This window comes from Streptomyces sp. MK7, from assembly GCF_032658145.1.
GTDB classification, from domain to species: Bacteria; Actinomycetota; Actinomycetes; order Streptomycetales; family Streptomycetaceae; genus Streptomyces; species Streptomyces spiralis.
Window position 1 is genome coordinate 26,496 of the sequence record NZ_JAVACL010000027.1, and the last position, 25,180, is coordinate 51,675.

The 25,180-nt window shown below is 71.6% G+C and carries 18 protein-coding genes; 4 read left to right on the top strand and 14 right to left on the bottom strand.

Annotation, left to right across the window (positions count from 1 at the left end; all coding sequences use genetic code 11):
* Positions 1-403: 403 nt before the first annotated feature.
* The 6 genes from R2S09_RS25980 to R2S09_RS26005 all read right to left on the bottom strand — a co-directional run bounded on the left by R2S09_RS25980 (position 404) and on the right by R2S09_RS26005 (position 11,514).
* The gene (locus R2S09_RS25980; protein WP_316743555.1) at positions 404-1,291 is read right to left on the bottom strand and encodes an FCD domain-containing protein; all 888 of its coding nucleotides are present in this window, start codon (positions 1,289-1,291) and stop codon (positions 404-406) included.
* Between the two features lie 162 nt (positions 1,292-1,453).
* Positions 1,454-4,192 carry an ATP-binding cassette domain-containing protein gene (locus R2S09_RS25985; protein WP_316743556.1) on the bottom strand — a complete coding sequence of 913 codons (2,739 nt, stop codon included), beginning with the start codon at positions 4,190-4,192 and terminating at the stop codon, positions 1,454-1,456.
* Positions 4,193-4,332: 140 nt separating this feature from the next.
* Positions 4,333-5,091 carry an NUDIX domain-containing protein gene (locus R2S09_RS25990; protein WP_306189809.1) on the bottom strand — a complete coding sequence of 253 codons (759 nt, stop codon included), beginning with the start codon at positions 5,089-5,091 and terminating at the stop codon, positions 4,333-4,335.
* 131 nt (positions 5,092-5,222) lie between these two features.
* The gene (locus tag R2S09_RS25995; protein ID WP_316743622.1) at positions 5,223-7,142 is read right to left on the bottom strand and encodes a glycogen debranching N-terminal domain-containing protein; all 1,920 of its coding nucleotides are present in this window, start codon (positions 7,140-7,142) and stop codon (positions 5,223-5,225) included.
* A 438-nt stretch (positions 7,143-7,580) separates the two neighbouring features.
* On the bottom strand, positions 7,581-9,239 hold the full coding sequence (locus R2S09_RS26000; protein ID WP_316743557.1) for a DUF4192 family protein: 1,659 nt from the start codon (positions 9,237-9,239) through the stop codon (positions 7,581-7,583).
* A gap of 115 nt (positions 9,240-9,354) precedes the next feature.
* Positions 9,355-11,514, bottom strand: coding sequence for a RecQ family ATP-dependent DNA helicase (locus tag R2S09_RS26005; RefSeq protein WP_316743558.1), 2,160 nt, complete (start codon positions 11,512-11,514; stop codon positions 9,355-9,357).
* Between the two features lie 386 nt (positions 11,515-11,900).
* Between R2S09_RS26005 and R2S09_RS26010 the strand changes: the two genes are divergently transcribed.
* Complete coding sequence (locus R2S09_RS26010; protein WP_306189812.1) at positions 11,901-12,515, top strand: hypothetical protein; 615 nt, start codon at positions 11,901-11,903, stop codon at positions 12,513-12,515.
* Positions 12,516-12,889: 374 nt separating this feature from the next.
* Here R2S09_RS26010 and R2S09_RS26015 read toward each other — a convergent pair whose 3' ends face one another.
* The 3 genes from R2S09_RS26015 to R2S09_RS26025 all read right to left on the bottom strand — a co-directional run bounded on the left by R2S09_RS26015 (position 12,890) and on the right by R2S09_RS26025 (position 14,996).
* Positions 12,890-13,519: a hypothetical protein gene (locus tag R2S09_RS26015; RefSeq protein WP_306189813.1), complete on the bottom strand. Its 630-nt coding sequence runs from the start codon at positions 13,517-13,519 to the stop codon at positions 12,890-12,892.
* A gap of 68 nt (positions 13,520-13,587) precedes the next feature.
* Entirely contained in the window at positions 13,588-14,289 is a 702-nt protein-coding gene (locus tag R2S09_RS26020; protein ID WP_316743560.1) for a ribonuclease HII, read from the bottom strand.
* Between the two features lie 83 nt (positions 14,290-14,372).
* Positions 14,373-14,996, bottom strand: coding sequence for a TetR/AcrR family transcriptional regulator (locus tag R2S09_RS26025; protein ID WP_306189815.1), 624 nt, complete (start codon positions 14,994-14,996; stop codon positions 14,373-14,375).
* Between the two features lie 170 nt (positions 14,997-15,166).
* Here R2S09_RS26025 and R2S09_RS26030 point away from each other — a divergent pair, with 170 nt between their 5' ends.
* Complete coding sequence (locus R2S09_RS26030) at positions 15,167-16,714, top strand: MFS transporter (protein WP_316743562.1); 1,548 nt, start codon at positions 15,167-15,169, stop codon at positions 16,712-16,714.
* Positions 16,715-17,031: 317 nt separating this feature from the next.
* On the opposite strand, the gene R2S09_RS26035 is transcribed toward R2S09_RS26030, so the two are convergent.
* The 3 genes from R2S09_RS26035 to R2S09_RS26045 all read right to left on the bottom strand — a co-directional run bounded on the left by R2S09_RS26035 (position 17,032) and on the right by R2S09_RS26045 (position 19,359).
* Positions 17,032-17,940, bottom strand: coding sequence for an ADP-ribosylglycohydrolase family protein (locus R2S09_RS26035; protein WP_316743563.1), 909 nt, complete (start codon positions 17,938-17,940; stop codon positions 17,032-17,034).
* Positions 17,941-17,952: 12 nt separating this feature from the next.
* Positions 17,953-18,612 (bottom strand): histidine phosphatase family protein, encoded by a 660-nt coding sequence (locus R2S09_RS26040; RefSeq protein WP_306189818.1) that lies wholly within the window; start codon positions 18,610-18,612, stop codon positions 17,953-17,955.
* Positions 18,613-18,753: 141 nt separating this feature from the next.
* The gene (locus R2S09_RS26045) at positions 18,754-19,359 is read right to left on the bottom strand and encodes a YdbC family protein (protein ID WP_316743564.1); all 606 of its coding nucleotides are present in this window, start codon (positions 19,357-19,359) and stop codon (positions 18,754-18,756) included.
* Between the two features lie 158 nt (positions 19,360-19,517).
* Between R2S09_RS26045 and R2S09_RS26050 the strand changes: the two genes are divergently transcribed.
* Entirely contained in the window at positions 19,518-20,051 is a 534-nt protein-coding gene (locus R2S09_RS26050) for a TerD family protein (RefSeq protein WP_316743566.1), read from the top strand.
* 108 nt (positions 20,052-20,159) lie between these two features.
* On the opposite strand, the gene R2S09_RS26055 is transcribed toward R2S09_RS26050, so the two are convergent.
* Both R2S09_RS26055 and nrdR read right to left on the bottom strand, forming a co-directional pair.
* Positions 20,160-23,048, bottom strand: a complete 2,889-nt coding sequence (locus R2S09_RS26055; protein ID WP_306189821.1) for a vitamin B12-dependent ribonucleotide reductase — start codon at positions 23,046-23,048, stop codon at positions 20,160-20,162.
* A gap of 162 nt (positions 23,049-23,210) precedes the next feature.
* Positions 23,211-23,771: a transcriptional regulator NrdR gene (gene nrdR / locus R2S09_RS26060; protein WP_316743567.1), complete on the bottom strand. Its 561-nt coding sequence runs from the start codon at positions 23,769-23,771 to the stop codon at positions 23,211-23,213.
* A gap of 623 nt (positions 23,772-24,394) precedes the next feature.
* Here nrdR and lexA point away from each other — a divergent pair.
* A complete protein-coding gene (lexA, locus tag R2S09_RS26065) occupies positions 24,395-25,174 on the top strand; it encodes a transcriptional repressor LexA (protein WP_189907219.1) in 780 nt (259 codons plus the stop codon).
* Positions 25,175-25,180: the final 6 nt, after the last annotated feature.

Sequence of the window (25,180 nt, forward strand, 5' to 3'; positions counted from 1 at the left end):
ACGGCGCGGGCGGGGGCCGGGAAGATGCACAGCGCCGTGAACGGCGTCCGTATTCCCTCCGCGGCTGTCACCTCTTAGGTCATCGCGTTGTCCCCACGAGCGTTACGCCCATTCCGCGTGGCCCGAGTCACACCCCGTAAGCGCTCAAAAGTTGTCATAAGCGGGCATAACAGTTCACCTGTCGTCACCGACAGGGCCGCTCCGGCGGAACCTCTCAGACCCCCCGAACCCAGGCCCCGCCAGCAGGACCTCTCCGGGCCTCGCCCGCTCCTCATGCGCGGACCCCGCCGAGTGCGCGGAGGATCCGGCGGGGTCCTGCGAGAGGCCGCTCACCGGCCGGATGGGACCGCGGGAGGACGGCAGAGCCTGCCATGCCGTCCGCACCCGGGGCAGCGTTCGCCGCTCAGTGCTCGCGCGGAGCGGGTACCACCCGCTCGATCTCGGGATGCACCGTGAGCAGCTGGCGCATGGCGGCTTCGGCCGCCGCCCCGTCGCCGGCCGCCAGCGCGTCCACGATCCGGGTGTGCTGCGCCAGGGATGTCTCGTGCGGCCGATCACAGCCGGTGACGGGGCCGCCGGAGACCTGAAGAGCGGCCGAGACGATCCCGGAGAGGTGCTCCAGCATCCGGTTGCCTGCGATCTGGATCAGCAAGTTGTGGAACTCGGCGTCCGCGCGGGAGAAGGTGAGCGCGTCGCCCTGCCCCAGGGCGTGCCCCATGATCTCGACCATGTCGGAGAGGCGCTGCTGGACGTCCTCGCGCCCGTGCCCGGCGGCGAGCCGCGCGGCGAGCGGTTCGATCGTCCAGCGCAGCTCGGTCAGCTCACGGCGCTGGTCGTCGCGCTGCGGCCCGAAGGCCCGCCACTCGATGATGTCCGGGTCGAGGAGATTCCAGTCACTGACCGGGCGCACGCGTGTGCCGACGTTCGGCCGGGCGCTGACCAGGCCCTTTGCCTCCAGGACACGGAGCGACTCGCGGACGACGGTGCGGGACACCTCGAAGCGCTGGCCGATCTCCTCGGGCACCAGCGGGCGGTCGGCACCGAGGTCTCCGGAGACGATCATCTGACCCAGCTGCTGGACGAGTTGGCCGTGCAGTCCGCGGCCTCGGCTGCCCGCGGCGCGCCGGCCCACGCGCCCCAGCTCCGGGTCCGGCCCCTCCCAGGCGGGACTTGCGACGCGGTCGGGGACACGTGCCTCCGCGTACGGGTAGCGGTCGAGTTCGCCCGGGCCGGCCAGACCGGAGTCTGAGTTGCGGGCGGCGGTCATCATGGTGTGCGCAAGGGTACTCACGGATCCTTTGTCGGCGCCGCTTCCAACTCCCTTGAGGTCTTTGGTGAAAAGCACACGAAAGGGTGATCGCTCACTCCGTCGCAATTGACGCCTTATCAGAAAGAAATGTGCTCTCCGTGGGGAGTTGCGCACAATGCGCGACCGAAAGAGCGCGAACGGTTGTCATCTGACCCTGCTTCGCAGGGTCAGCACCAGATACCCGCCCAGCAGCGCGGCCAGGGACAACGTGAGCGCGCTGCCCACAGGTTGCGCGATCACGCGAGCCGCGGCGGCCAGATAGCGGTCTCCCCCGAAGGGCCACTCCAGCAGGAACGTCCGGCGCAGCCGCGCAGGCAGGCCCGTCGCGTCCCCGGCCGCCCCGCCCAGGGCCTTCTGCACGGCGGGTACGACGACGACCGGTACGGCGAGGACCGCGGCGAGCCCGGCGGTGGTGGAGCGGAACAGTCCCGCGGCCAGTACGCCGGCCCAGGCGCACCCCACCATGAGGCCGATCCAACTCGTGCCGAGCCAGAGCCAGTCGCCGGGAACCTGGGTGAGCTCCCGTCCGTAGACGAGGTAGAGCACCTCGGCGTCGCAGCCGATCGTGAGGAAGGCGATCAGCAGCGCGGTGGCACCGGCCACCAGGAGCTTGGCGGCGAGCAGCCCGAGACGGCGGGGCACGGTGCCGCGGTCCGCGGCCAGCGCCGGGTGGCGGAACTCGTCACCGAAGGAGAACGCGCCGAGCAGCCCGGCACCCAGCGCCGCGGGCGGCAGGGGGAACTGCTGCGGCCATGCCGCCAGCAGCCGTGGCTGGGGGGTGTGGCCGAGACGTCCCATGATCAGGACCGTGAGGGCGGAGACGACGAGGACGACGGCGACGGTGACGAAACCCGTGCCGACGCCGGAGGCGCGGCGCAGCTCATAGCGCAGGGGACGCAGAGGGCTGGGCCCGAGGCGGACGGAGATGGGAGGAGGGAGCCGGGAGGCGGTGTCGAGCGTGACGGCCTCCGCCGGACGTGGACGTGGGGTGGGGATCGAGGGCTGCGCGGCCGTGTGGTGGCCGGCCGTCGACTGAGCCCTGGAGGACCGGTCGGCGGTGGTGGCAGCGGCGCGCGTGCTGCCGCGCCGGGAGCCTGCGGGGCGGGGACCCGTGCGGCCGGGAGTGGAGCGCTGTGGGGGTGAGGACCGTGGACTCGGGGACTTCGAGGACGTCGACGACGAGAAGTGTGATGCGGCTGAGGGCTGTGGTGCCGGTGCCGGTGAGGGCTGTGGTGCCATTGAGGACTGTGAGGCGGCTGCGGGAAGTGCTTCGGAGGTTTCCGCGCGGGCGGGGACGGCCGAGGCCGCCGTGGGGGCGTGCGCGTCCTCGACCTCGACCTCGGCGAGGACGGCCGCCTCAGGGGAGTGCGGGAGCGGGAGTGGGAGGTCGCGGCGGGTGGCGGCGGAGTTGTTGTCGTGGCTGGTGATCGCGGCCGGGACGTCCGTACCCGTGGTGGCCGACGCCTCTGGACGGGCTGTGGCGGGGGATGCCTCGGGGTGAGTGCCGGCGCAGAAGGCGTCGGGTCGCACCCCGGCCGCCGGGTCCTGGGCATCGGGGCCCCCGCCCAGGGCTCGGTCGCCGAGGGGGGTCTGCCCGGGGGCACTCCTGACACGTGCCGCCGGGGGCGTCTGGGCGGGGGGTGACTGGTCGGAGGGTGCGTGGTCGGGGGCTGCGTGGTCGGTGTGTTCCGTCCCGGAGGCCGCACCGCTGAGCGTGGTGACCGAGGCCGCCTCCGAGGCGGTGACGGACGCCTTCTCGGCCGCTCGGTCGGCCGATCCCGCTTCCCGCCGCTCGGGCACGGTCCCACCCTCCAGGAGCCCGGCGGCGAACATCCCCTCATCACCTGTGGTGGCGGATCCTGCGTGGGGGACCGAGGATGCGCCGACCGCGGGGGCGGCGGCCGCCGCCCGTGCCCCCTTGGCGGCCCGCGCCACGACGGACTGCGCGCCGCTGATGCCGGCACCGGTACCCGGCCCTGCTCCCACTCCCACTCCCGCTCCCGCTCCTGGGCCCATGTCGCCCACTTCATCGGCGAGTTGGTGAATGGGGATGCCATGGCGGAACGCGATCTCGCCGACATCGGCGCACGTGCTGCCGTAGACGCACAGGCGGTTGCCCTCCTCGCGCACGATCTCGACGGAGCGGTGGGCGGTGCGAGCCTCCTTCGCCAGAAGGGCCGCGAGGCGGGTGGCGTGCGGACTGCGAACCGCGACACGGGGGCGGAGCCGGTTGCGGGCGAAGTCCGCGACCTCCTGGTCGGCGACGAGAGTGCCGCGATCGAGCGTGACGACACGGTCCGCCGTCCGGGCCGCCTCCTTGGAGTCGGCGGTGGTGAAGAGAACCGTGCCTCCCTGGGTCGCGTGGGCCCGCAGCATGCCGTGCAGCCAGCGGCTCTCCCGGGGGGAGAGTCCGTCGGCCGGGTTGTCGAGGACCAGCGTGTGCGGATCGGACAGCAGGACGCAGGCCAGGCCCATGCGGCGGTCCATACCGCGGGACAGGGTGCCCAGACGCTCCTCCCGGAAGCTGACCAGCCCGACGACCTCGAGGACTTCGTCGGCACGCCGGGCCGGAAGGCCCGAGGCCGCGCACAGCATGCGCAGATGACCGCGGACCGTGCGGGACGGGTGTCCGGGGACGTCGCCCAGAAGGACACCGACCTCGCGCGACGGGTGGGAGATACGGTGCAGGGGACGACCCCTGAAGTAGGTGATGCCTCGGCCCTGTTGGAGTTCGAGCATGAGTCTGAGCGTCGTCGTCTTGCCCGCGCCGACCGTTCCGAGGAGCGCGGTGACTCGCCCCGCGTGCGCTTCGAAGGTCACGTCGTCGACAGCGGGCGGAAGGTCCTTACGGGAGTCGCTGGTCAGTCCGAAGGCCTGGATCACCCGCAGCAAGATAGCGCGTTATGTCCGTTTTTTCGGGTATCACGGGGCGCGTTCGACATCGCCGGTACCCTCATCCGACCTGATGCTCGCCCTCCGCAAGAAGAGCCGGTCGGTGGAGCGGCACGCGGGCGCCCGGAACGCTAGACCTCGGGGCGCAGCATCGGCGGGTTGAGCAGGGTGGCGCCGCCCGCCCGGAAGAGCTGGGCCGGCCGGCCGCCCTGGCGGGTGGTCGTGCCCCCGGTGGGCACCAGGAACCCCGGGGTTCCGGTGACCTTGCGGTGGAAGTTGCGCGGGTCGAGCGCCACACCCCACACCGCCTCGTAGACACGGCGCAGTTCCCCGACAGTGAACTCGGGTGGGCAGAACGCGGTCGCCAGCGACGAGTACTCGATCTTGGAGCGGGCACGCTCCACCCCGTCGGCGAGGATCTGAGCGTGATCGAACGCGAGCGGGGCCGACGCCTCGCCGTCGCGGTCGTAGGCGCTCGGCTGCAGCAGCTCTTCCACCGGCGCCCAGCGGGCGTTGCTGGCGTCGCCCCCCGCCCGGGGCGCGGGCAGGTCGGGGACGAGGGCGAGATGGGCGACGCTGACGACGCGCATGCGCGGGTCGCGCTTCGGGTCACCGTAGGTCGCGAGCTGCTCCAGGTGGGCGCCATGGTCCTGGACGGGAGTGGACGGGTCGTGCACCTGGAGTCCGGCCTCCTCCGCCAGCTCACGCGCCGCTGCCTGCGCCAAGTCCTCGTCCGCCCGCACGAAGCCGCCGGGCAGTGCCCAGCGTCCCTGGAACGGGGGCTCTCCCCTGCGCACCGCCAGCGCGCACAGGGCATGGCGGCGCACGGTCAGCACGACCAGGTCCACGGTGACGGCGAAGGGCGGAAAGGCTGACGGGTCGTAGGGCATGCGGCGATCATAGTCGTCTGCCTGACGATAAACACTCCCTTCGCCGGCCGCATCGATGGCTGGTCCACTGTGCTCCGCCGTACGTCTCACGGTCCGCCTCCCCACTCCGTCCGCTGCCGCGTCGTACGAGGTCACACTCCCAGTTGCAGCCCGTCGGCCGCCTCCTCGACCAGGGCGAGTCCGAGTCTGCTGACCCGTACGGAGAAGGGGGCACCGGCGACCCGCAGTCCCGTGAATCCGATCTCGCCGAGGGGTGCGGTGCGCACCGGGCGGAGCGCGACCGTCCGGGCCGGGGCGTCGGGGCGGATGCCCGCGAGCGTGGTCAGCAGCAGAACGACAGCGGCCGCTGCCGTGGCCGAGGGGCGGCAGGCGGCGGGGTGGAACACGGGGCTGCCGCCGTCGGTGCGCTGCTCCCCGGCGAACATCTCGGGCAGCCGGTGGCCGAAGGCCTCGGCCGCCGCCAGGACGCCGCGCAGCAGCGAACCGGCTTCCTTCTCATAGCCCGCGGCGGCCAGTCCGGCGACGGCGACGGCCGTCTCCGCCACCCGTACGGCTCCGGCGCGGTGACCGAAGGGGTTGTATCCCGGCTCCTTCGCGGCAAGTCCGCGCAGGCCCCAGCCCGAATCCAGGGCCGGGGAGCCCAGCAGGCGGGCGAGCTGTTCGGTCTGCACCTTGTCGAGCAGCCCGGGCGCAGGCTCGCCCCCGCCCAGCAGGCCCGTGTCCAGGAGGTGGACGGCGGCCGCGTCCAGGTGCGGCAGCAGGCGGCCGTCCGGTGCGCGGCCGGCGGCCGGTCTGCCACCGCCGCGGTCCTCGATCCACAAGTCCTCCCGGAACGCGGTCCGCAACTGCTGCGCCCACTGCCGCAGCTCTGTGGCGCCGGGCCGGCCGAATGCGTCGAGCAGATCCGCCCCGAGCACGGCCGCGCGGTGAGCGTGTGCCTGGGTCTCGCAGCGGACCGGTCGGCCGGGCAGCGGGTCGCGCAGGTACGTGTCGTCGCCCACGGCCGTGCTCAGCCAGGTCAGGCAGCGCTCCGCCGCGGGCAGCAGGCTCTCCGTCTCCCGCTCGGCGAGTCCCCAGCGGCGGGCTTCGGCGAGAAGGGACGGGAAGAGCAGGGTGGCTTCCGTCCCGGTGCAGCCAGGTGGAAGATGTGGACCCGCGTCCCGCCGGGGCCCGGGAATCAAGCCGGACTGCGGGCCGGCGCCCATGCGTTGGGTACGGGCGAGGGTGCGGAGCGTGCCGGCCGCCAGCCGGGTGCCGAGGGGCAGCACCATGCGGGCCGCGACGAGCGCCTCGGCCGGAGCGAGACCGCACCGCCAGGGCACCCCCGCCGCCAGGTGCAGGTCGGACGGGTGCACCGGATCGCGCAGCAGCAGGGCCTGGAGGTCGTCGATGCTGGTGTGCAGCAGTTCCGCCACTCCCGGGGTGTCACCGGTGGCCCGTGCGGCGGCCAGGGGGCTCGTCGCCGTGCGGCCGGCCGCACGGACCGGTCCCGCACCGTCCTGACGTACGCGCAGTTCCACGCTCGCCGTGCCGCCCGGGGTCAGTTCGAGCTCCCAGCGCAGCAGCCCCGCGGACGCCAGCACGTCCGCGGGAGGCGGGTCGGCGGTGACGGAGGCGCTCGCGCCGGCGCGGGACCAGCTCAGACCCGAGCCACGGACGGTCGCGGGGAGTTCACCGCCCGCGTGGCCGGAGGCGATTTCGCCGAGTTCCGCAAGGTCCGTGCCGAGGGCCACCTCGAGGGGCAGACGCAGCGGCCGGGGCGAGGCGCTGCGCAGCGTGATCCGTTCCGCGCCCTCCGCGCCACGCGTGCGTTCCACGACCACGTCGGGGTCCGGGCCGGTGCCGGGGAAGACACGCAGGGTGCCGACGAAGCGGGCGCGATCGGGTGCGGTCATCTGTGCCTGGACGACCAGCGGTTCGCGCCCGGCGACCCGCACCTGGCAGCGGGAGAGCAGGCGCCGGCCCGCCCGGTAGAACCCCTCCAGGCCCCGGCCGCTCAGCTGCCCCCGCGCGGTGGAGATCACCAGCCCGGGCAGGGCCACGCAGATCATGGCGTCGTGGGTCGGGGGCAGATCCACGGAACGGCGCTGAGCCGACGGCGGCGCCGACCCGGTCCGTCGGTACGTCGGCGGCGGACGCCGTTCGCCGCTGTCGGTCCGGGGCCACGGAGGACCGTCCCCCTCCCCGGCGGTCGGTAGGGGCTCGCCGAGAACCGCGGGGTCGCCGGCGGTGCGGTGCGGATTCGGCTGGTGCATGGGCGGCTTCCTGTGCGCTCTGTGGGTGTCGGAGGTGTTCGGTGCCGGGCCTGGGCTCCGGAGGGGCGAGGGATGAGACGGCGGAGTGCGCTGATCAAGCGCTCCGCCACTCAGGTGAACGGGCCACGCCTCGTCCGGGTCACGCCCGTGGCCGGGGAAGACGACCCAACGGCGGCTGGTCGAATGCCGTGGGCCACGCGCCCGGCCCTCCGGACTCCTCTGCCCGCGGTCTGCTCATGTGTCGTGCCGACGGGTCTCGCGCCGTGGGTCCGCAACCGTGCGGCAGACGCCTCGGCGGCGGGTACCGCTCCTCGCCGTGCCGCGCGGGCGGACGCGGCCCGGCTCCCTGGACGAGCCGGGGTGTGCGCTGTCAGTCCGGGCCGTCGCCGGGCGCGTCGCATCAGAACCCGGGCGGGCCTGGCCTGAGCCCCCGACGCGGGACCGAGGCGGTCGGGAGGACGACGTGTCCGGCATCGAGGGACGACTTCCTGCGGCGCCGGTCGGGGTGTGCCGGGCCAAGGGCTCGGCGACGGCTTCGGCACTGCGCCCGTGCTCACCGGCGCCGGCCTCCGCCGCGTCTTCCGTCGCCGCACCGTCCTCCTCGTCGACACCTCGCGCGCCGACCGCCCCCGCACTGTCGCCCGGGTCGCCGTCTCCCCCGTCGTCCGTCAGCCGTGTGCTCTGTCGCGGGCTCCCGGCGTCGGCCTCTCCGGCAGCGGACCGCGCACGCGCCTCGCGCTCCGCGCGCAGGCAGCGGCGGATCGATTCCGGGTCCAGGCCCTCGTTGCAGGCCTGGTGCAGAAGGCGGGCGAAGAGGTAGTCGGGGTCCGCGCCCAGCGCCATGGCCAGGGCCTCCCGGGCCTCGATGCCGTCACCGACGGACCAGGCCACCCAGCCCGCGAGGGTCAGCGGCGCGGCGGCGTGCTCGCCGTACGGGCCGACACAGCGGCGGGCCAGGGCTCGCCACAGCCGCAGCGCCGGGCCCGCCTCGTCGCCCTCCATCCACTCGGCCGCGCGGTCGCGCGTGGTGCGGTCCTGCAGGCCGAGGATCAGCGTGGCGGCTTCCTCGTCCTGGAGCAGTCGGTCGTCCCGGAGGTCGGCGGCATCGGTCCCAGATGCGGCGGGCGCCTCGGCGAACCGCCGCATCACGCGCTCGGCGAGCCCCAGGGTCTCCTCGGCCACGGCGGCGCGGCTGGCCTCGTCGAGGATCCTGGGCACCAGGGCCATGCCGGCGGCATCCAGCGCGATCTCCTGGCTCCGGGCGGCGGAGGTCTCCCAGGGGAGCAGCCTGCCGCGCAGCTCCCGCAGACTGCCCCGCACCTGGATACCGGCGTAGGCCGCCGCGGCGGCCAGCACGGAGGTGCCGGGCAGCCCCATGGGCAGTCCCTCGTCGGGACAGCACCCGTCGTTCGGGCAGCAGTAGGACCAGAAGCGGCCGCCGGAGATGCACAGCGCCTCGATCACCGGAACGTCGAGGCGGCCGCACTCCGTGCGCAGCTTCTGGGCCAGCGGCTGCAACCGCCGCATGACCTCTCGCCCCGACTCACCCGCCGAGGGCTCCTGGCACAGAAACGCGACCATCTGTTCCGGCTTGGCGCCCCGGCGCTCGCCGCCCGTGATCAGGCCCTGTGCCAGCTGACGTGCCGCCGACGGCCAGTCGTCGCTCTGCGGAGGGATACCGAGCCTGGCACGGCCACCGAACCGGCCGCCTCCGCCCTGGTCGTGCAGCGCGACCAGCACGACGCTGTCCTCGGGCCGGTACCCGAGCAGATACGGCAGGGCGTCGGCGAGTTCGGCCGGGGTGCGCAGGGTGACCTGGTGTTCGGGGCCGGGTCCTTCGTAGGAGACGTCGCCGTTGCCGAAGGGTCCGGTCGTTTCGCTGTGATTCGTCATGCGCCGACGATCTCGCGGAATTCCGATCTCCGCTTGGACCTGTGGATAACTCCCATCAGGGACACATCAAACGAGTCGGCTCATCACGTGAGGAAATCCACCCAGGTGGGCAAGCTCAGGCAGTCGCGGCAAGTACCAGCGGAAGAACGCCTTCGCTGCCCGCCCGGCGGAGGAGGCGAGCGGTGACGGCGAGGGTCCAGCCGGAGTCGGTGTAGTCGTCCACGAGCAGGACGGGGCCGGGAGAGCCGGCCAGGGCGTCAGCCAGGTCCTGAGGAACGGTGAAGGCCCCGGACAGCGCCCTGAGGCGTTGGGCGGAGTTGCTGCGGTGTGCCGCGTGCGCACCGCTCGACGCGGTGTACGCCAGCGTACCCAGGAAGGGCAGGCGGCCGATGGAAGCGAGGCCCTGGGCGAGCGAACCGACCAGGTGCGGCCGGGTCAGGGACGGCACAGCGACGACTCCGACCGGCCGCGCCGAAGCGTCCGGGACGCCGGGTGCCCAGCCGCCCGGCGAGCGCGCCCAGTCGGCGAGGACCGCCACGGCGGCCCTCAGCACGTCGTCGGGGACCGGGCCGTCGGGCGCACCCTCGGCCAGCAGCGGGCGCAGCCGGTTGCCCCAGCCGATGTCCGAGAGCCGCCCCAGGGCACGCCCGGTGGAGCACTGCTCACCGGCAGGGATGCGCCCTTTGAGGTCGATGCCCAGTGCGGGCATGCCCGTCGGCCACATCCGGCGCGGCTCGATCTCCACCCCCGGGCGATCCAGTTCCTTCGCCGCCCCCGCCAGGGCCTCCGGCGAGACGGAGGAATCGGTCCAAACACCCGCGCAGTTGTCGCAACGGCCGCACGGGGCGGCCCCCTCGTCGTCCAGCTGCCGCCGCAGGAACTCCATCCGGCACCCGGTCGTGCTCGCGTAGTCGCGCATGGCCTGCCGCTCGGCCGCCCTCTGGCGCGCCACCCGGGCGTACCGCTCGGAGTCGTAGACCCATGGTTCGCCGGTGGAGATCCAGCCGCCCTTCACCCGCTTCACGGCACCGTCCACGTCGAGCACCTTGAGCATGGCCTCCAGGCGGGTGCGCCGGAGATCGACGAGGGCCTCCAGAGCCGGCACGGACAGCGGTCGTCCCGCGTCGGCGAGGGCCGAGAGGGTCTGGCGGACCTGCGACTCGGGCGGGAAGGCCGTATCGGCGAAGTAGCGCCAGATGGCCTCGTCCTCCTTGCCCGGCAGCAGCAGTACATCCGCGTGCTCGACACCGCGCCCTGCGCGGCCGACCTGCTGGTAGTAGGCGATCGGCGACGACGGCGAGCCCAGGTGCACCACGAAACCCAGGTCCGGCTTGTCGAAGCCCATCCCGAGCGCCGACGTGGCGACCAGCGCCTTGACCCGGTTCTGAAGCAGGTCGGCCTCGGCCTGCAGCCGGTCGGCGTTTTCCGTGCGCCCGGTGTAGGAGGCCACCTGGAAGCCCCGCTGCCGTAGAAAGGCGGCGGCCTCCTCGGCCGCGGCCACCGTCAGCGCGTAGACGATCCCGGAGCCGGGCAGCTCGTCGAGGTGCTCGGCCAGCCACGCCAGGCGGTGCGCGGCGTCCGGCAGCCGGACCACACCGAGCCGCAGGCTCTCCCTGTCCAGTGGGCCGCGCAGCACCAGGGCCTCACCGGCACCCGTGCCCAACTGCTCCGCCACGTCCGCGGTGACCCGCGCGTTGGCCGTCGCCGTCGTGGCCAGCACCGGCACTCCGGCCGGCAGCTCCGCCAGCATCGCCCGCAGCCGGCGGTAGTCGGGGCGGAAGTCGTGCCCCCAGTCGGAGATGCAGTGCGCCTCGTCGACCACCAGCAGGCCGGTCGTGGCCGCGAGCCGGGGAAGCAGCTGGTCACGGAAATCCACCGAATTGAGGCGCTCCGGGCTGACGAGCAGAACGTCGGTCTCGCCGCGTTCGACCTCCGCGTGGATGGCGTCCCACTCCTCCGGATTGGCCGAGTTGATGGTGCGCGCCCGGATTCCGGCCCGCGCCGCCGACTCGACCTGATTGCGCATCAACGCCAGCAGCGGCGAGACGATCACCGTGGGGCCGGATCCACGTCGGCGCAGCAGCGCGGTGGCGACGAAGTACACCGCGGACTTGCCCCAGCCGGTGCGCTGCACCACCAGTGCACGGCGGCGCTCCTCCACCAGAGCCGCCACCGCCTGCCACTGGTCCTCCCGCAGCCGCGCCGACGCCCCGGGGTCACCGACCAGTTCGGCGAGGATGGCGTCGGCTTCGGCACGGAGCTTCAGATCGTCCATACCCCCATGCAACCCGACGCCACTGACAATCGGCCACTTCACATCGTGTGACGGCCGGCTCACCGGGCACAGTCAGCGCCTGTTCCGGCGGGGTGATGCCGCTGGTTTTCACCGTTCAGGGCCGAGTGCGCACCGAGCGCGCACCGAGCGTGTCGGACCGGCGGCTCAGGCGTCGCGCGATGACACACGGGGTAGGGATATAAGACACGGGTCACCCGATAACGGTCGGTGGCCCCAATTGCTCGTTGCCGCATCCCAGTTCGACAGGAAGAATTGAAGTCCGCTCCCCGCACGGCTCGGCCGTGGTCCGGTAGGGCTCTGCTGCGGTGTGCGCTCCCCCGAATCCGACCCCGCCCGTGCGTGGGCGCGTAGCCGAAGGGAGGAACGTGACCTTCGGATTCGCTCCTTCATCGGCGGCATCGTTGTCGACGTCCGCCGCCTCCGCCCATCGCGTGCTCGAACCCGCGGAGTGGGCCGCCGCGGGCATCCCCTTGCTGCGCAATCCGCGGGAGGTCGTCAGCGGACTGCACGCCCGGCACCATCCCGGGCCGGCCACGGCCGTCGTCGCGGTGCTCGACCCGGACGAGCGGCTGCGCGCGAGCGCCTCGTTCATGCGCCGTCCGGCGCCCGCCGACGGCTGGATGTTCCGCAACGCGCTGCTCGCCCAGTTGCGCCGGGTCATCCCGCACGACCTGCGGCGCCGCACTCCGGTGCGGACCGCTGTGCTGCTCTACTGCCGCGACGGCGACGCGCGTTGGACGGAGGAGGACGGCGCGTGGATGTGGGGCCTGCGTGACGCCTGCACCCTGCACGGTCTGCGCTGCGGGGCGTACATCACGCTGACCCGGGACGGCTGGCAGGTGCTCGGCGAGGGCCGAGGCGGCCGCCGCCCGAACGCCGGCTCGGAGCCCGAACCCTTCGGCGGCCCCGTGATGCCGCCCGCGCCGCCCCGCACCGGGGGCGCCGCGTCCGAAGTGCTGCGCCGCGTGGCGGCCCGCTGAACACACGCCGTGGCACGTCGGCCTCCGGGTTTCCTTGGCTGCCCGTCGGCATCCGAGCCGTACGACACCTGCGATGCCCGAGCCGTACGGCCGCCCGCAACCGTGGCCGTGCCCGAGCAACGCTCACCGGGGCCTGCCGAGGATGCCGGACGCTGCCGCCGACGGCATGAAGGCATGCGGGGCAGCGCACCCGATGGACGGCTTCGCCCGTCCGCCCGTCCCGGACCCTGGCGTCCGGACACGTCACGCCGAGGCGGCCGCCGCCTCTTTCGGGCACGCCGAAGCAGCCGCCGCGCGGTGACCCCGCTGCGACGGCTGTCGCCGTGCACGGCCCCGGACGGGAGACCGGGCGACCCGGACCTGCCGGAGGCGACTCAGACGCCCGCGCCGAGCACCGCGTTGATCTTCTGTGGGTCACCACAGACGATCAACAACGCGCCGGCCCGGGAGTGTGCCAGAGGCAGGGCCGTGGCGGCGGCGACGTCGGTGCCGCCGTTGACGGCGACCACGACCACGGGACGGGAGGCGGCACGGGAGGCCACGGCAGCGTCCGTGTAGAAGACGTCGTCGCCGGCGTCGTGCTGCGCCCAGTAGGACGCTTCACCGAAGGACAGCTCGTGCGCGGCCCAGGGGTGCGACTCACCGGTGGTGATCACCAGCACGTCTCCTGGGGCGCGACCCGACTCGAGAAGCAGGTCGACCGCTTCCTCGGCCGCGTCGAGCGCACCCTCGGCCGAGGCCGGGATCAGCTGGATCTGCGGGGTCGCCGAGGCGGCGGGGGCAGCCGGACCCGAGGGCCCGGGCTTGGTCGCGGCCACGTCCCGCGGCGTACGTTGCACCGGCGGCCCGGGCCGCAGGGGGCCGGGACGTCCGGGGCGCGGCGGGGCCGCGGGGCGGGGGCCTGGTACGGGACGGGGGGTCGGCGCGGTGCGGCCGGTGGCCGGAGTGACGCGGGGACCCTGGGCACTCTCGTGAATCTGAGGCTCCTCGGGAATGAGAGGCATGGGCTGATATTTATCAAACGTTGGTGCGGCTCGCGTGGGCGGGTGGCCCATCGGGGCAAGCAGAACCGTCAGAAGTCGAAGCCGAGCTGACCCTCGATCTCCGGAACGCCTCCGTCTGCCCAGGCACGGGCCTTCTTGAGGTGCCGCCACCGGGGCAGCGCATCAAGATACGCCCACGACAGCCGGTGGTACGGGGTGGGCCCCCGCTCCTCCAGCGCGGCCCTGTGCACGGGCGACGGGTATCCGGCATTGGCCGCAAAACCGAAGTCTGCATGGTCGACACCCAGTTCGGCCATCATTTTGTCGCGGTGAACCTTGGCGATCACCGAAGCCGCCGCCACGGCCACGCACGACTGGTCACCCTTGATGACCGTACGAACCATCCAGGGAGCGCCGAGGTAGTCGTGCTTCCCGTCGAGGATGACCGCGTCCGGACGGACGGGCAGTCCCTCCAGGGCGCGTACGGCCGCGAGCCGCAGTGCGGCCGTCATCCCCAGATCGTCGATCTCCTCCGGCGAGGCATGCCCGAGGGCGTACGCCGTGACCCACTTCCGCAGCTCCATGTCGAGCGCGGTGCGCCGCTTGACGGTGAGCAGCTTGGAATCGGTGAGGCCCACGGGAGGCCGGCGCAGTCCGGTCACCGCCGCGCAGACGGTGACGGGCCCGGCCCACGCGCCGCGCCCCACCTCGTCGACACCGGCAATGACCTTCGCTCCGGTCGTGGCTCGGAGGGAGCGCTCGACGGTGTGAGTAGGTGGTTCGTACGGCATGGCGCCCTTAGCCTACGCCGCCCGGATCCCGCCGCGACACCCCGGTTTCCTCCCATGAGCGCACCGCCCGCGGAGCCCGGCGGTCAGGGTCCGGTCGGACGTAGCAGCGGGACCATCAACTGATCGATCATGTCCTCGAGGTCCTGGTCCGTCCATTCACTCGTGCACATTTTCGACCGGTACATCATCATGGCCGGGATGGCATCGAAGACATAGCCGTTCGCGGCGTCGGGTCGCACCTCGCCCCTCCCTATTCCACGGGTGATCACTTCCCGGAGGAGCTGAATGGTCGGCTCCACGACCCCATCGAAGATCACTCCATGGAAGCGCTCCGCCTGATCCGAGTCGCATTCGTGAATCACCGCGCGAAGCGCCGAGCCGGAGCGCGAGAACATGGCGTCACGAGCCTGCCGGCAGAGCACCAGCAGGTCCTCGCGCACGCTTCCCAGGTCCGGCGCCTCCTCGACGCGCGGCAGTCCGGCCTGAAGGGCGTCCGCCACGAGGTCCTCCTTGGACGGCCAGCGACGGTAGACGGCGGCCTTCCCGGTCTGGGCTCCGGTGGCGACGCCCTCCATGGTGAGGCCTTTCCATCCGACCGTGCCGAGCTGTTCCAGCGCGGCGTCGAGGATCGCGCGCTCCAGCACGGCGCCGCGCCGACGAGGACCGGCGGCCCGAGCGGGGGCGGCCGTCCAGCGCGAGGTAACCATCTGTCGTCTCCAACGAGCGGTGAGCGGGGTTTTCGGGGGGCGGGGTGGCGAGGGGACACGCCACAGAACGGAGCCGCTAAGTGAACGCTTGCGTTCACTAGTGGGGACTCACTACCGTTGACGCGGTAGTGAACGGCTTCGTTCACTAAGCCTGTCGTGGGGGACCCATAGTGACAACCTCTCAGTTGATTCAGGACCAGAAACCGGGTGCGGCCCGCCGGGAGGGGCACCCCGGCATCGCGCTCACCGTCATCGCGGCCTGCCAACTCATGGTGGTACTCGACGCGACGATTGTGAACATCGCACTCCCGCACATTCAAGACGCGCTCCGGTTCAGCACGACCGACCTCACCTGGGTGGTCAGCGCGTACACACTCACCTTCGGTGGCCTGCTGCTCCTGGGTGCCCGAGCCGGTGACATCCTCGGGCGCCGGCGGGTGTTCATGACCGGCATCCTGCTGTTCACCTTCGCCTCTCTGCTGGGTGGACTCGCACAGGAGCCGTGGCAGTTGCTGGCCGCACGGGCCCTGCAGGGCGTGGGCGGCGCGATAGCCTCGCCGACCTCGCTGGCGCTCATCACGACCACGTTCCCCGAAGGACCGGAGCGGAACCGGGCCTTCGGCGTCTTCGCGGCCGTCTCCGCCGGCGGCGGCGCCGTCGGCCTGCTCGCCGGCGGCATGCTCACCGAGTGGCTGGACTGGCGTTGGGTGCTGTTCGTGAACGTGCCCATCGGCGTACTGATCGCCCTGCTCACGCCCCGGTACATCGCCGAGTCCGAACGGCACCCGGGCCGCTTCGACATCGCGGGCGCGCTGACCTCGACGACGGGCATGGCCGCTCTCGTCTACGGCTTCATCCGCGCGTCGGAGGACGGCTGGCGGGACGGCCTGACGGTCGGGTCCTTCGCCACCGCCGTGGTCCTGCTGCTGGCCTTCGCGCTCACCGAGCGGCGCGCCAAGGAGCCGATCACACCGCTGAGGATGTTCGCCGACCGCAACCGGTCGGGCACGTACGTCATCATGCTCAGTCTGGCTGCGGCGATGTTCGGCATGTTCTTCTACATCGTCCTCTTCGTGCAGAACGTGCTCGGGTACAGCCCCATCAAGGCCGGGCTGGCCTTCCTTCCGGTCACCGCCGCCATCGCGGTGGGCGCGGGTCTGTCGCAGCGGTTCCTTCCGGTGCTCGGCCCCAAGCCGTTCATGCTCACCGGCACGTCGTTGGCGGTGGTCGGGCTCGTCTGGCTGACCTTCATCAGTCCCGACAGCTCCTACCTCGGCGGGGTGCTCGGGCCGATGCTCGTCTTCGGCGCCGGCATGGGCCTGAACTTCGTGACGGTCACGGTCACCGCTGTCTCGGGCGTCGCCCAGCACGAGGCGGGCGCCGCTTCCGGCCTGCTCAACGCCACCCAGCAGGTGGGCGGTTCGCTCGGACTGTCCATCCTCACCACGGTGTTCGGATCGGCCAGCACGGACGAGGCCAAGAAGCAGCTGCCGAAGTTCCTCGCCGACGCCTCGGCGGAGCAGAAGGCCGCGTTCGCCAAGAGCCATCAGCTGCCCGCTCCGTGGGGCCACGACGTCCTGGCGCACGGCATCTCGACCGCGTTCGTACCGGCCGCGGCGATGGCCGTGATCGCGCTGATCACCGCCGGGCTGGTCATACGCGTCCGCAAGAGCGACCTGGCCGCGCTGGCCGGAACGGCGGGTCCCGGAATGGGCTGACGGGAGGACGGCGCGGATCGTCCGGGACCGTTCACCCGCGGACGCCACAGGGGTACGTCCGAGAACACCCGGCCGGTCCGCGCGCCGCGTCCACCCGCAGCCGGAAGGGGTGAACGGAGAAACCGGCCACCACCCGACCACCGCGGCCGCGACGAGCGGCACGACGACCGGAACCCACGACCACCGCATGACGACCCCCACGCGTCCCTCCCCTGCTGCCACCGGCACCGGCACGTCCATGCGACGCGAAGCCGGTGCCGGTACAACGCACAGTGGTCACGCAGAGTTCCCAGCGAACACGGAGAGTTCCCGCTTGGTCAGTCCGATGCCGGCACCCAGTCGGGCAGCGCCTCGGTGCGCCGCACCCACTCGGCCGGCGGTGCCCCCGCCTTCGCCGAGGCCAGCACACCGCCCACGATGGAGCAGGTGGTGTCCATGTCCCCGCCGACCTGAGCGGTTGTCCAGAAGGCGCCCTCGAAGTCCCCGAGGCTGCGCACGGCCGACCAGAGCGCGAAGGGCACCGTGTCGTGGGCCGTGGTGCGCCGACCGCAGCCGAGCACGGCCGCGACCGTGGCCGCGTCGCCGTAGTCGAGCATGTCGCGGGCGCGGCGCAGGCCCGCGCCGACCGCGCTCCTGGCCGGCACGAGGGCGATGACGCCGTCGAGCAGGGCCTCCGCGCTCGGCGGGCCGCCCTCCGCGGCGGCCAGCGCGGCTGCCGCGGCGACGGCCATGGCACCCACGACGGCCTCGCGGTGCTGATGGGTGGGGTAGGCCGAGATCTCGGCCTGATGGGTGGCCTGCTCCGGGTCGTCCGCGTACCAGGCGCCGAGGGGAGCGATCCGCATCGCGGCGCCGTTGCCCCAGGACCCCTGGCCCTTGAAGAGTGCGGCGGCCAGCTCCCGCCAGTCCCCGCCCTCCCGCACGAGGCGCAGCAGGCGGTTGACCGCGGGGCCGTATCCCCGGTCGAAGTCGTGGTGCCGGGCGAAGGACTGGGCCAGGGCGTCCTGGTCGATGCGGTGGTGGGCGGCGAGGACGGCGACCACGGAGCAGGCCATCTCGGTGTCGTCCGTCCACTGCCAGGGGCCGGACGGCAGCTCACGGCGCTTGAGCAGCGGATAGTTCGCCGGTACGAAGAACTGCGAGCCCAGCGCGTCCCCCACCGAGAGTCCGCGCAGGCCCGCCAGGGCGCGCTCCAGGCGCCCGCCGGGAGAGGAGTCGAAGGTCATTGCTCAGCCACTCTATCCAGTGATCCCGTACGGTTCCGGATCCCGCCACCGCTCGAACGGACGGTCCAGGGTGTACTTGCCGTCGTCCCCGAGAACGAGCATCCGCGTCTCGCCGTTCCCGGGATTGGACAGCGACTCGAATTCGGCGACGGTCCAGTGGAACCACCGCATGCAGAACAGCCGCATCGCCAGGCCGTGGGTCACCAGAAGCACGTTGGGCGGGTGGTCGGGGGCCTCGAAGCTGCGGAAGAGGCTCTCCAGGAAGTTCCCCACCCGGTCATAGACATCGGCCCCGGACTCGCCCTGGGCGAAGCGGTAGAAGAAGTGACCGTAGGCGTCCCGGTAGGCCTTCTGGAGACGGACGTCGTCGCAGTCCTGCCAGTTGCCCCAGTCCTGCTCGCGCAGCCGCGGCTCCTCCCGCACCCGTATGAGAGCGGGATCGAGGTGGAAGGCGCGGAGTGTCTCGTGCGTGCGGCGGTAGGGAGAGACGTACACGCTCACCCGCTCCCGTCCGAACAGCTCGCGCAGCTCCTTGCCCGTCTGCTGGGCCTGCTGCCGACCACGCTCGGTCAGGGCCAGCGCGTGGTCGGGCTCGCGCTCGTACACGGTGTCATCAACATTGCCCGTTGACTCGCCGTGCCGGACAAGGACGATGCGCCGTGGTCGTGCCATGCCAAAACACTAGATCGGGTGAGGGCCTATCGAAGACTCCAGCGGCCCTCATACGGCGTACGTCACACGCACCGTGCATCATGGGCCACACAGGGCACACGCCGTGCCGGTAGGGCACCGCGCGGCACGGCACACGGCGCATCACACGGTCCAGGCGGGCTCCAGGTCCACGATGTCGCCCGTGAGGGCCGCGATGTCGGCCTCGGTCTGGGCGCGCAGCGCGAGGCGTTCCACACGCTCCGTGCGGTACTTGCCGTGCTCGGCGGACGACTGCCACATCGACAGCACCAGGTACTCGTTGCCCGGCGCCTCCCCGAACAGGCCGCGGATCATGCCGGGAGATCCGGCCATCGCCGGGTTCCAGACCTTCTCCTGCATGAGCGTGAAGTGCTCGGCACGCTCCTCGTGGACCCGGCACAGCGCCACCCTCAGCAGGTCGGCGTCCGTGAAACGCGGTTGGAACCCCGTCTTCACGTCGAACCGGTGGTCGAACAATCGGACCTGGGCATCCTTGAAAGTACCGGCCTGGGCAGCCGCCAGGCGGTCGTGGGAGCGGGCCATGAAGGAGTCGTAGAAGGCACGGCTCTCCCAGAAGGCGAAGATGTGTGCCACCCCCTGCCGCCCCCGGCTCCAGCCACCCCCCTGCCCCCGAAACCCCGGCTCCCCCAGAAGCCCCGCCCACTTCCGCTGCCCCCGCTCGAAGCCGCGGCGGTCCACCACGGTGCAGCGAATCCACTTGACCAGCACCGCGCCATGGTAAGGCCCAGGAGCGTGGCGTCGGTCACTCTCGTGGGGACAGCGCCCGCGCAGACGGCCCCGCGCGCGTGGCACGATGGACAACGAGCGTCCATGAGCCGGAAGTTGAGGCAGGAAAGGGCGCAAGGGGACCGGGAAGGGGGAGTCCGGTGAGCGGGCTCAGCAAGGGGATCCGCAAGGTCGAGGTCGCGCTCAGGTGGGATCCGAGTCCGGCGGGAGCGCCACCCACCGACCTGGACCTCGTGGCCGCCACCTATGAGGCCGGCGACCCGTACGGCGCTCCGGCGTACCTGGTCCACTTCGACAGCCGCTCGCCGGACGGCACGATCTACCTCGACCGGGACAGCCGGGACGGCCAGGGCTTCGGCTGGGACGAGGTCATGACGCTGGAGCTCGACCGGCTCGCCGAGCGGTACGCGCGCGTGGTGGTGGGTGTCGTGATCCAGCAGCGCACCGCGCACCGCACGTTCGTGAACGTGCTGAACCCGGGGCTGCGCGTCCGTGAGGGGTACACCGTCCTCGCCGAGGACGACTTCGGCGGTGTCCTGGGCGCGCCGGCGGCCACGGTCGCGGAGTTCGTGCGGGACGGGTCCGGCGACTGGGACTTCCGTCCCGGCGTCCACGGCTTCGAGGACGATCCCGCGACGTTCACCCGCCACATGGGCCGCGCGCGTCCGTCGTAGCCGATACGCGTGCACCGCGGTCGTAGCCGGTACGGACAAGCACGGGTAAGGGGCGCCGGCCCAGGCCGACGCCCCTTACCTCACGACGTTTCCGTCAGATCAGCCGGCTCAGCTGCAGCCGCTGGTCGAGCCGCAGCCCTCGCAGATGTAGCAGGAGCCGGCCCGCTGCATCTTGGTGCCGCAGGAGAAGCACAGCGGGGCGTCCGCCTGGATGCCCAGCTGCATCTCCACCAGTTCGGCGCTGGTGTGCGCCTGCTTCGGGGCGGGCTTGGCCGCCTCGGCCTCGGGCCTCGGCGCGGCGACGGCCTTCAGGTCGGTCTGCCGCGGCGCCGACTGGGCCAGGCCCTCGACGTCGACGTCCTCGTCGATCGGCTCGTAGGAGCCGGTCTCCAGGTGGCGCTGGCGCTCCTCGGCGGAGTGGATGCCGAGCGCGGAGCGCGTCTCGAAGGGCAGGAAGTCCAGTGCCAGGCGGCGGAAGATGTAGTCGACGATCGACTGCGCCATCCGCACGTCCGGGTCGTCGGTCATGCCGGCCGGCTCGAAGCGCATGTTGGTGAACTTCGAGACGTACGTCTCCAGGGGCACGCCGTACTGGAGGCCGACGGAGACCGCGATGGAGAAGGCGTCCATCATGCCCGCGAGGGTCGAGCCCTGCTTGGACATCTTCAGGAAGACCTCGCCGAGACCGTCGTCCGGGTAGGAGTTGGCGGTCATGTAGCCCTCGGCGCCGCCGACGGTGAAGGAGGTGGTGATGCCGGGACGGCCCTTGGGAAGGCGCTTGCGGACCGGGCGGTACTCGACGACCTTCTCGACCTTGGCCTGCGGCTCCTCGCCGGTCTCCGTCTTCTCCTCGGAGTCCTTCTTCTTCGCGGACAGCGGCTGGCCGACCTTGCAGTTGTCGCGGTAGATCGCCAGCGCCTTGACGCCCAGCTTCCAGGCCTCGAAGTAGATCTCCTCGACCTCCTCGACGGTCGCCGACTCCGGCATGTTGACCGTCTTGGAGATGGCGCCGGAGATCCACGGCTGGATGGCGGCCATCATGCGGACGTGGCCCATCGGGGAGATGGCCCGCTCGCCCATGGCGCAGTCGAACACCTCGTAGTGCTCGTGCTTGAGGCCGGGGGCGTCGATCACGTTGCCGTGCTCGGCGATGTGGGCGACGATCGCCTCGATCTGCTCCTCCTGGTAGCCCAGGCGGCGCAGGGCCTGCGGAACGGTGCCGTTGACGATCTGCATCGAGCCGCCGCCGACCAGCTTCTTGAACTTGACCAGTGCGAGGTCGGGCTCGACACCGGTGGTGTCGCAGGACATGGCCAGGCCGATGGTGCCGGTGGGGGCGAGGACGGACGCCTGGGAGTTACGGAAACCGTTCTTCTCGCCGAGACGCAGCACGTCCTGCCAGGCCTCCGTGGCGGCGGCCCACACCGGGGTGTCCAGGTCGTCCATCCGGACGGCCCGGGCGTTGGCGTCGGCGTGCTGCTTCATGACGCGCTGGTGCGGCTGGGCGTTGCGGGCGTAGCCGTCGTACGGCCCGACGACCGCGGCCAGCTCGGCGGAGCGTTTGTAGGCGGTGCCGGTCATCAGGGAGGTGATGGCACCGGCGAGGGCGCGGCCGCCGTCGGAGTCGTAGGCGTGGCCCGTCGCCATCAGCAGGGCGCCGAGGTTGGCGTAGCCGATGCCGAGCTGGCGGAAGGCGCGGGTGTTCTCGCCGATCTTCTGGGTCGGGAAGTCCGCGAAGCAGATGGAGATGTCCATCGCGGTGATGACCAGCTCGACGACCTGGGAGAAGCGCTCGACGTCGAAGGACTGGTTGCCCTTGCCGTCGTCCTTGAGGAACTTCATCAGGTTCAGCGACGCGAGGTTGCAGGACGTGTTGTCCAGGTGCATGTACTCGCTGCAGGGGTTCGAGCCGTTGATGCGGCCGGACTCCGGGCAGGTGTGCCAGTGGTTGATCGTGTCGTCGTACTGGATGCCCGGGTCGGCACAGGCCCAGGCGGCCTCGGCCATCTTGCGGAAGAGGGACTTGGCCTCGATCTCCTCGATGACCTCGCCGGTCATGCGGGCCCGCAGGCCGAACTTCCCGCCCTGCTCGACCGCCTTCATGAACTCGTCGTTCACGCGGACGGAGTTGTTGGCGTTCTGGTACTGGACGGAGGTGATGTCGTCGCCGCCCAGGTCCATGTCGAAGCCCGCGTCGCGCAGGGCGCGGATCTTCTCCTCCTCCTTGACCTTGGTCTCGATGAAGTCCTCCACGTCGGGGTGGTCGACGTCGAGGATGACCATCTTGGCGGCGCGGCGGGTGGCACCACCGGACTTGATGGTGCCGGCGGAGGCGTCGGCGCCACGCATGAAGGAGACGGGGCCGGAGGCGTTGCCGCCGGAGGAGAGCAGCTCCTTGGAGGAGCGGATGCGGGAGAGGTTCAGGCCGGCGCCGGAGCCGCCCTTGAAGATCATGCCCTCTTCCTTGTACCAGTCGAGGATCGACTCCATGGAGTCGTCGACGGACAGGATGAAGCAGGCGGAGACCTGCTGGGGCTGCGGCGTTCCGACGTTGAACCAGACGGGGCTGTTGAAGCTGAAGATCTGGTGCAGGAGGGCGTAGGCCAGCTCGTGCTCGAAGATCTCGGCGTCGGCGGGCGAGGCGAAGTACTTGTTGTCCTCACCGGCCTTCCGGTACGTCTTCACGATGCGGTCGATCAGCTGCTTCAGGCTGGTCTCGCGCTGCGGGGTGCCGACGGCACCGCGGAAGTACTTGCTGGTGACGATGTTGACCGCGTTCACCGACCAGAAGTCGGGGAACTCGACGCCACGCTGCTCGAAGTTGATCGAGCCGTCGCGCCAGTTGGTCATGACGACGTCACGGCGCTCCCAGGCCACCTCGTCGTACGGGTGCACGCCGGGAGTGGTGTGGATGCGCTCGATGTGCAGTCCCTTGTTCCCCGCCTTGGAGCCCTTGGCTCGGGAACCTCGTGCCGGACCGCTCGCCGTCTCTGTCATGCCGCCTCCCTGTACGGGCGAAAACGCCCTGAAGTGTCCCGATGTTCCGGAGACACGGTGTTCTGTCTGGTGCTGCGGGCACCTGCGTCGCCGCCACCCGCAGCCGTCTTCCTCGCCGCCGCCGAGCCGGGCCCGGACCGGCGGTCCGGACCCGCCCGCCGATCAGTCGGCGGCGCGTGCGGGCACGGGGACCTCGGCCGTCCCACCGCGCCCGCCGTCGTCTTCCCGGCTCCCCGCGACGGCGCCGTCGCTGTCCTCCGACTCCGCGGCGGGGCGTCGTGTGGCTTCCCTGAGTTCCGCGATGGCGGCCTCGAAGTCCTCGAGCGAGTCGAACGCCCGGTACACGGACGCGAACCGCAGATAGGCGACGAGGTCGAGCTCCTGCAAGGGGCCGAGTATGGCCAGTCCCACTTCGTGGGCGGCCACCTCGGCGCATCCGCTCGCGCGTACCGCCTCCTCGACCCGCTGGCCGAGCTGCGCGAGCGCGTCCTCCGTGACAGGCCGTCCCTGGCACGCCTTGCGCACGCCGTTGATGACCTTGGTACGGCTGAACGGCTCGGTGACTCCGGACCGCTTGACCACCATCAGCGAGCACGTCTCCACGGTCGTGAACCGTCGGGAGCACTCAGGGCACTGGCGGCGCCTGCGGATGGACGTGCCGTCGTCCGTCGTACGGCTGTCGACGACGCGGCTGTCGGGGTGCCTGCAGAAGGGGCAGTGCATGGACTCCAACCCTCCTCACAGCAGACTCGATAGCCTCGCCAGGCCTCATGGGCCCCGCGAAGCAGCCCCAAGCATAGGCGATGATCCGGGCCCCGAAGACCGGGGCACCACAACTTGTGGGCCGCTGTAGCCATCCAACCACTAGATGTAGGGCCGGGCCCGTACATCCAGCTCGCCACGCGTGTCGCGTGCCGCGCTACGCGTGTCGCTCGCGTACGGCCCGGATCGGCGCGTCCGTGCCGCCATGCCGGACACGCGCGAGTCCCGGCCCCGGCACCTCGGCACCGGACACGCCGACGCACACCCGTACCGCCGGCGGGCCTGGGGAGATACCGTGAGCGCCGCGGGGAGGACGCGTGGGACTCCCGGGCAGAAGGGAACCGGCGCTCGGTTGACGAGGCGCCGGATGGCAGACTGGGGCGGCGGCCCACAAAGTCTGCACTCCGGCGGTGAAGAGTACAGCAATAGGCCTTTTTGCCCGCCGGTCAACACGTCGGCCATACACCCAGACACGTGATCAAGTCCGTTGATCCACACTTTTTCACTCGAACGTGTGTTTGGCGCAACCTTTCGAAAGCAACTACCGTTGTGCCGGAGGGAGACCATCGAGAGGGGCCGACGACGTGACCACCACCGCAGACAGTGCCACCATCACTGCCCAGGACCGCTCCCAGGGCCGACTCGAGCCGGTGCATGCGATGAACGAAGCCGCGAATCCCGAGGGGCCCAAGCGCTCCCTTCCGGGCCGACCTCCAGGCATCCGGGCGGACAGCTCGGGCCTCACCGAACGGCAGCGCCGGGTGATCGAGGTCATCAGGGACTCGGTGCAGCGGCGCGGCTATCCGCCGTCCATGCGGGAGATCGGCCAGGCGGTCGGCCTGTCCAGCACCTCCTCGGTGGCACACCAGCTCATGGCGCTCGAGCGCAAGGGCTTTCTGCGCCGTGACCCGCACCGCCCACGCGCCTACGAGGTCCGCGGCTCGGACCAGGCCGCCACGCTGCAGCCCACCGACACGGTGGGCAAGCCGGCCGCGTCGTACGTCCCTCTGGTCGGCCGGATCGCCGCCGGTGGCCCGATCCTCGCCGAGGAGTCGGTCGAGGACGTCTTCCCTCTCCCCCGGCAGCTGGTCGGCGACGGTGAGCTGTTCGTCCTGAAGGTCGTCGGCGACTCGATGATCGAGGCCGCCATCTGTGACGGCGACTGGGTCACGGTCCGCCGCCAGCAGGTCGCCGAGAACGGCGACATCGTGGCGGCCATGATCGAGGGCGAGGCGACCGTCAAGCGCTTCAAGCGCGAGGACGGCCATGTCTGGCTGCTGCCGCACAACGCGGCGTACGAGCCGATCCCGGGTGACGACGCGACCATCCTCGGCAAGGTCGTGGCGGTCCTGCGGCGCGTCTGAGGAGCG

Coding starts and splice junctions, on each gene's coding strand:
- R2S09_RS25990 (WP_306189809.1), bottom strand. CDS start 5,091: ATGCCCTACGACCCGTCAGCCTTTCCGCCCTTCGCCGTCACCGTGGAC.
- R2S09_RS25995 (WP_316743622.1), bottom strand. CDS start 7,142: ATGATCTGCGTGGCCCTGCCCGGGCTGGTGATCTCCACCGCGCGGGGG.
- R2S09_RS26000 (WP_316743557.1), bottom strand. CDS start 9,239: ATGACGAATCACAGCGAAACGACCGGACCCTTCGGCAACGGCGACGTC.
- R2S09_RS26005 (WP_316743558.1), bottom strand. CDS start 11,514: ATGGACGATCTGAAGCTCCGTGCCGAAGCCGACGCCATCCTCGCCGAA.
- R2S09_RS26015 (WP_306189813.1), bottom strand. CDS start 13,519: ATGCCTCTCATTCCCGAGGAGCCTCAGATTCACGAGAGTGCCCAGGGT.
- R2S09_RS26020 (WP_316743560.1), bottom strand. CDS start 14,289: ATGCCGTACGAACCACCTACTCACACCGTCGAGCGCTCCCTCCGAGCC.
- R2S09_RS26025 (WP_306189815.1), bottom strand. CDS start 14,996: ATGGTTACCTCGCGCTGGACGGCCGCCCCCGCTCGGGCCGCCGGTCCT.
- R2S09_RS26035 (WP_316743563.1), bottom strand. CDS start 17,940: ATGACCTTCGACTCCTCTCCCGGCGGGCGCCTGGAGCGCGCCCTGGCG.
- R2S09_RS26040 (WP_306189818.1), bottom strand. CDS start 18,612: ATGGCACGACCACGGCGCATCGTCCTTGTCCGGCACGGCGAGTCAACG.
- R2S09_RS26055 (WP_306189821.1), bottom strand. CDS start 23,048: ATGACAGAGACGGCGAGCGGTCCGGCACGAGGTTCCCGAGCCAAGGGC.
- nrdR (WP_316743567.1), bottom strand. CDS start 23,771: ATGCACTGCCCCTTCTGCAGGCACCCCGACAGCCGCGTCGTCGACAGC.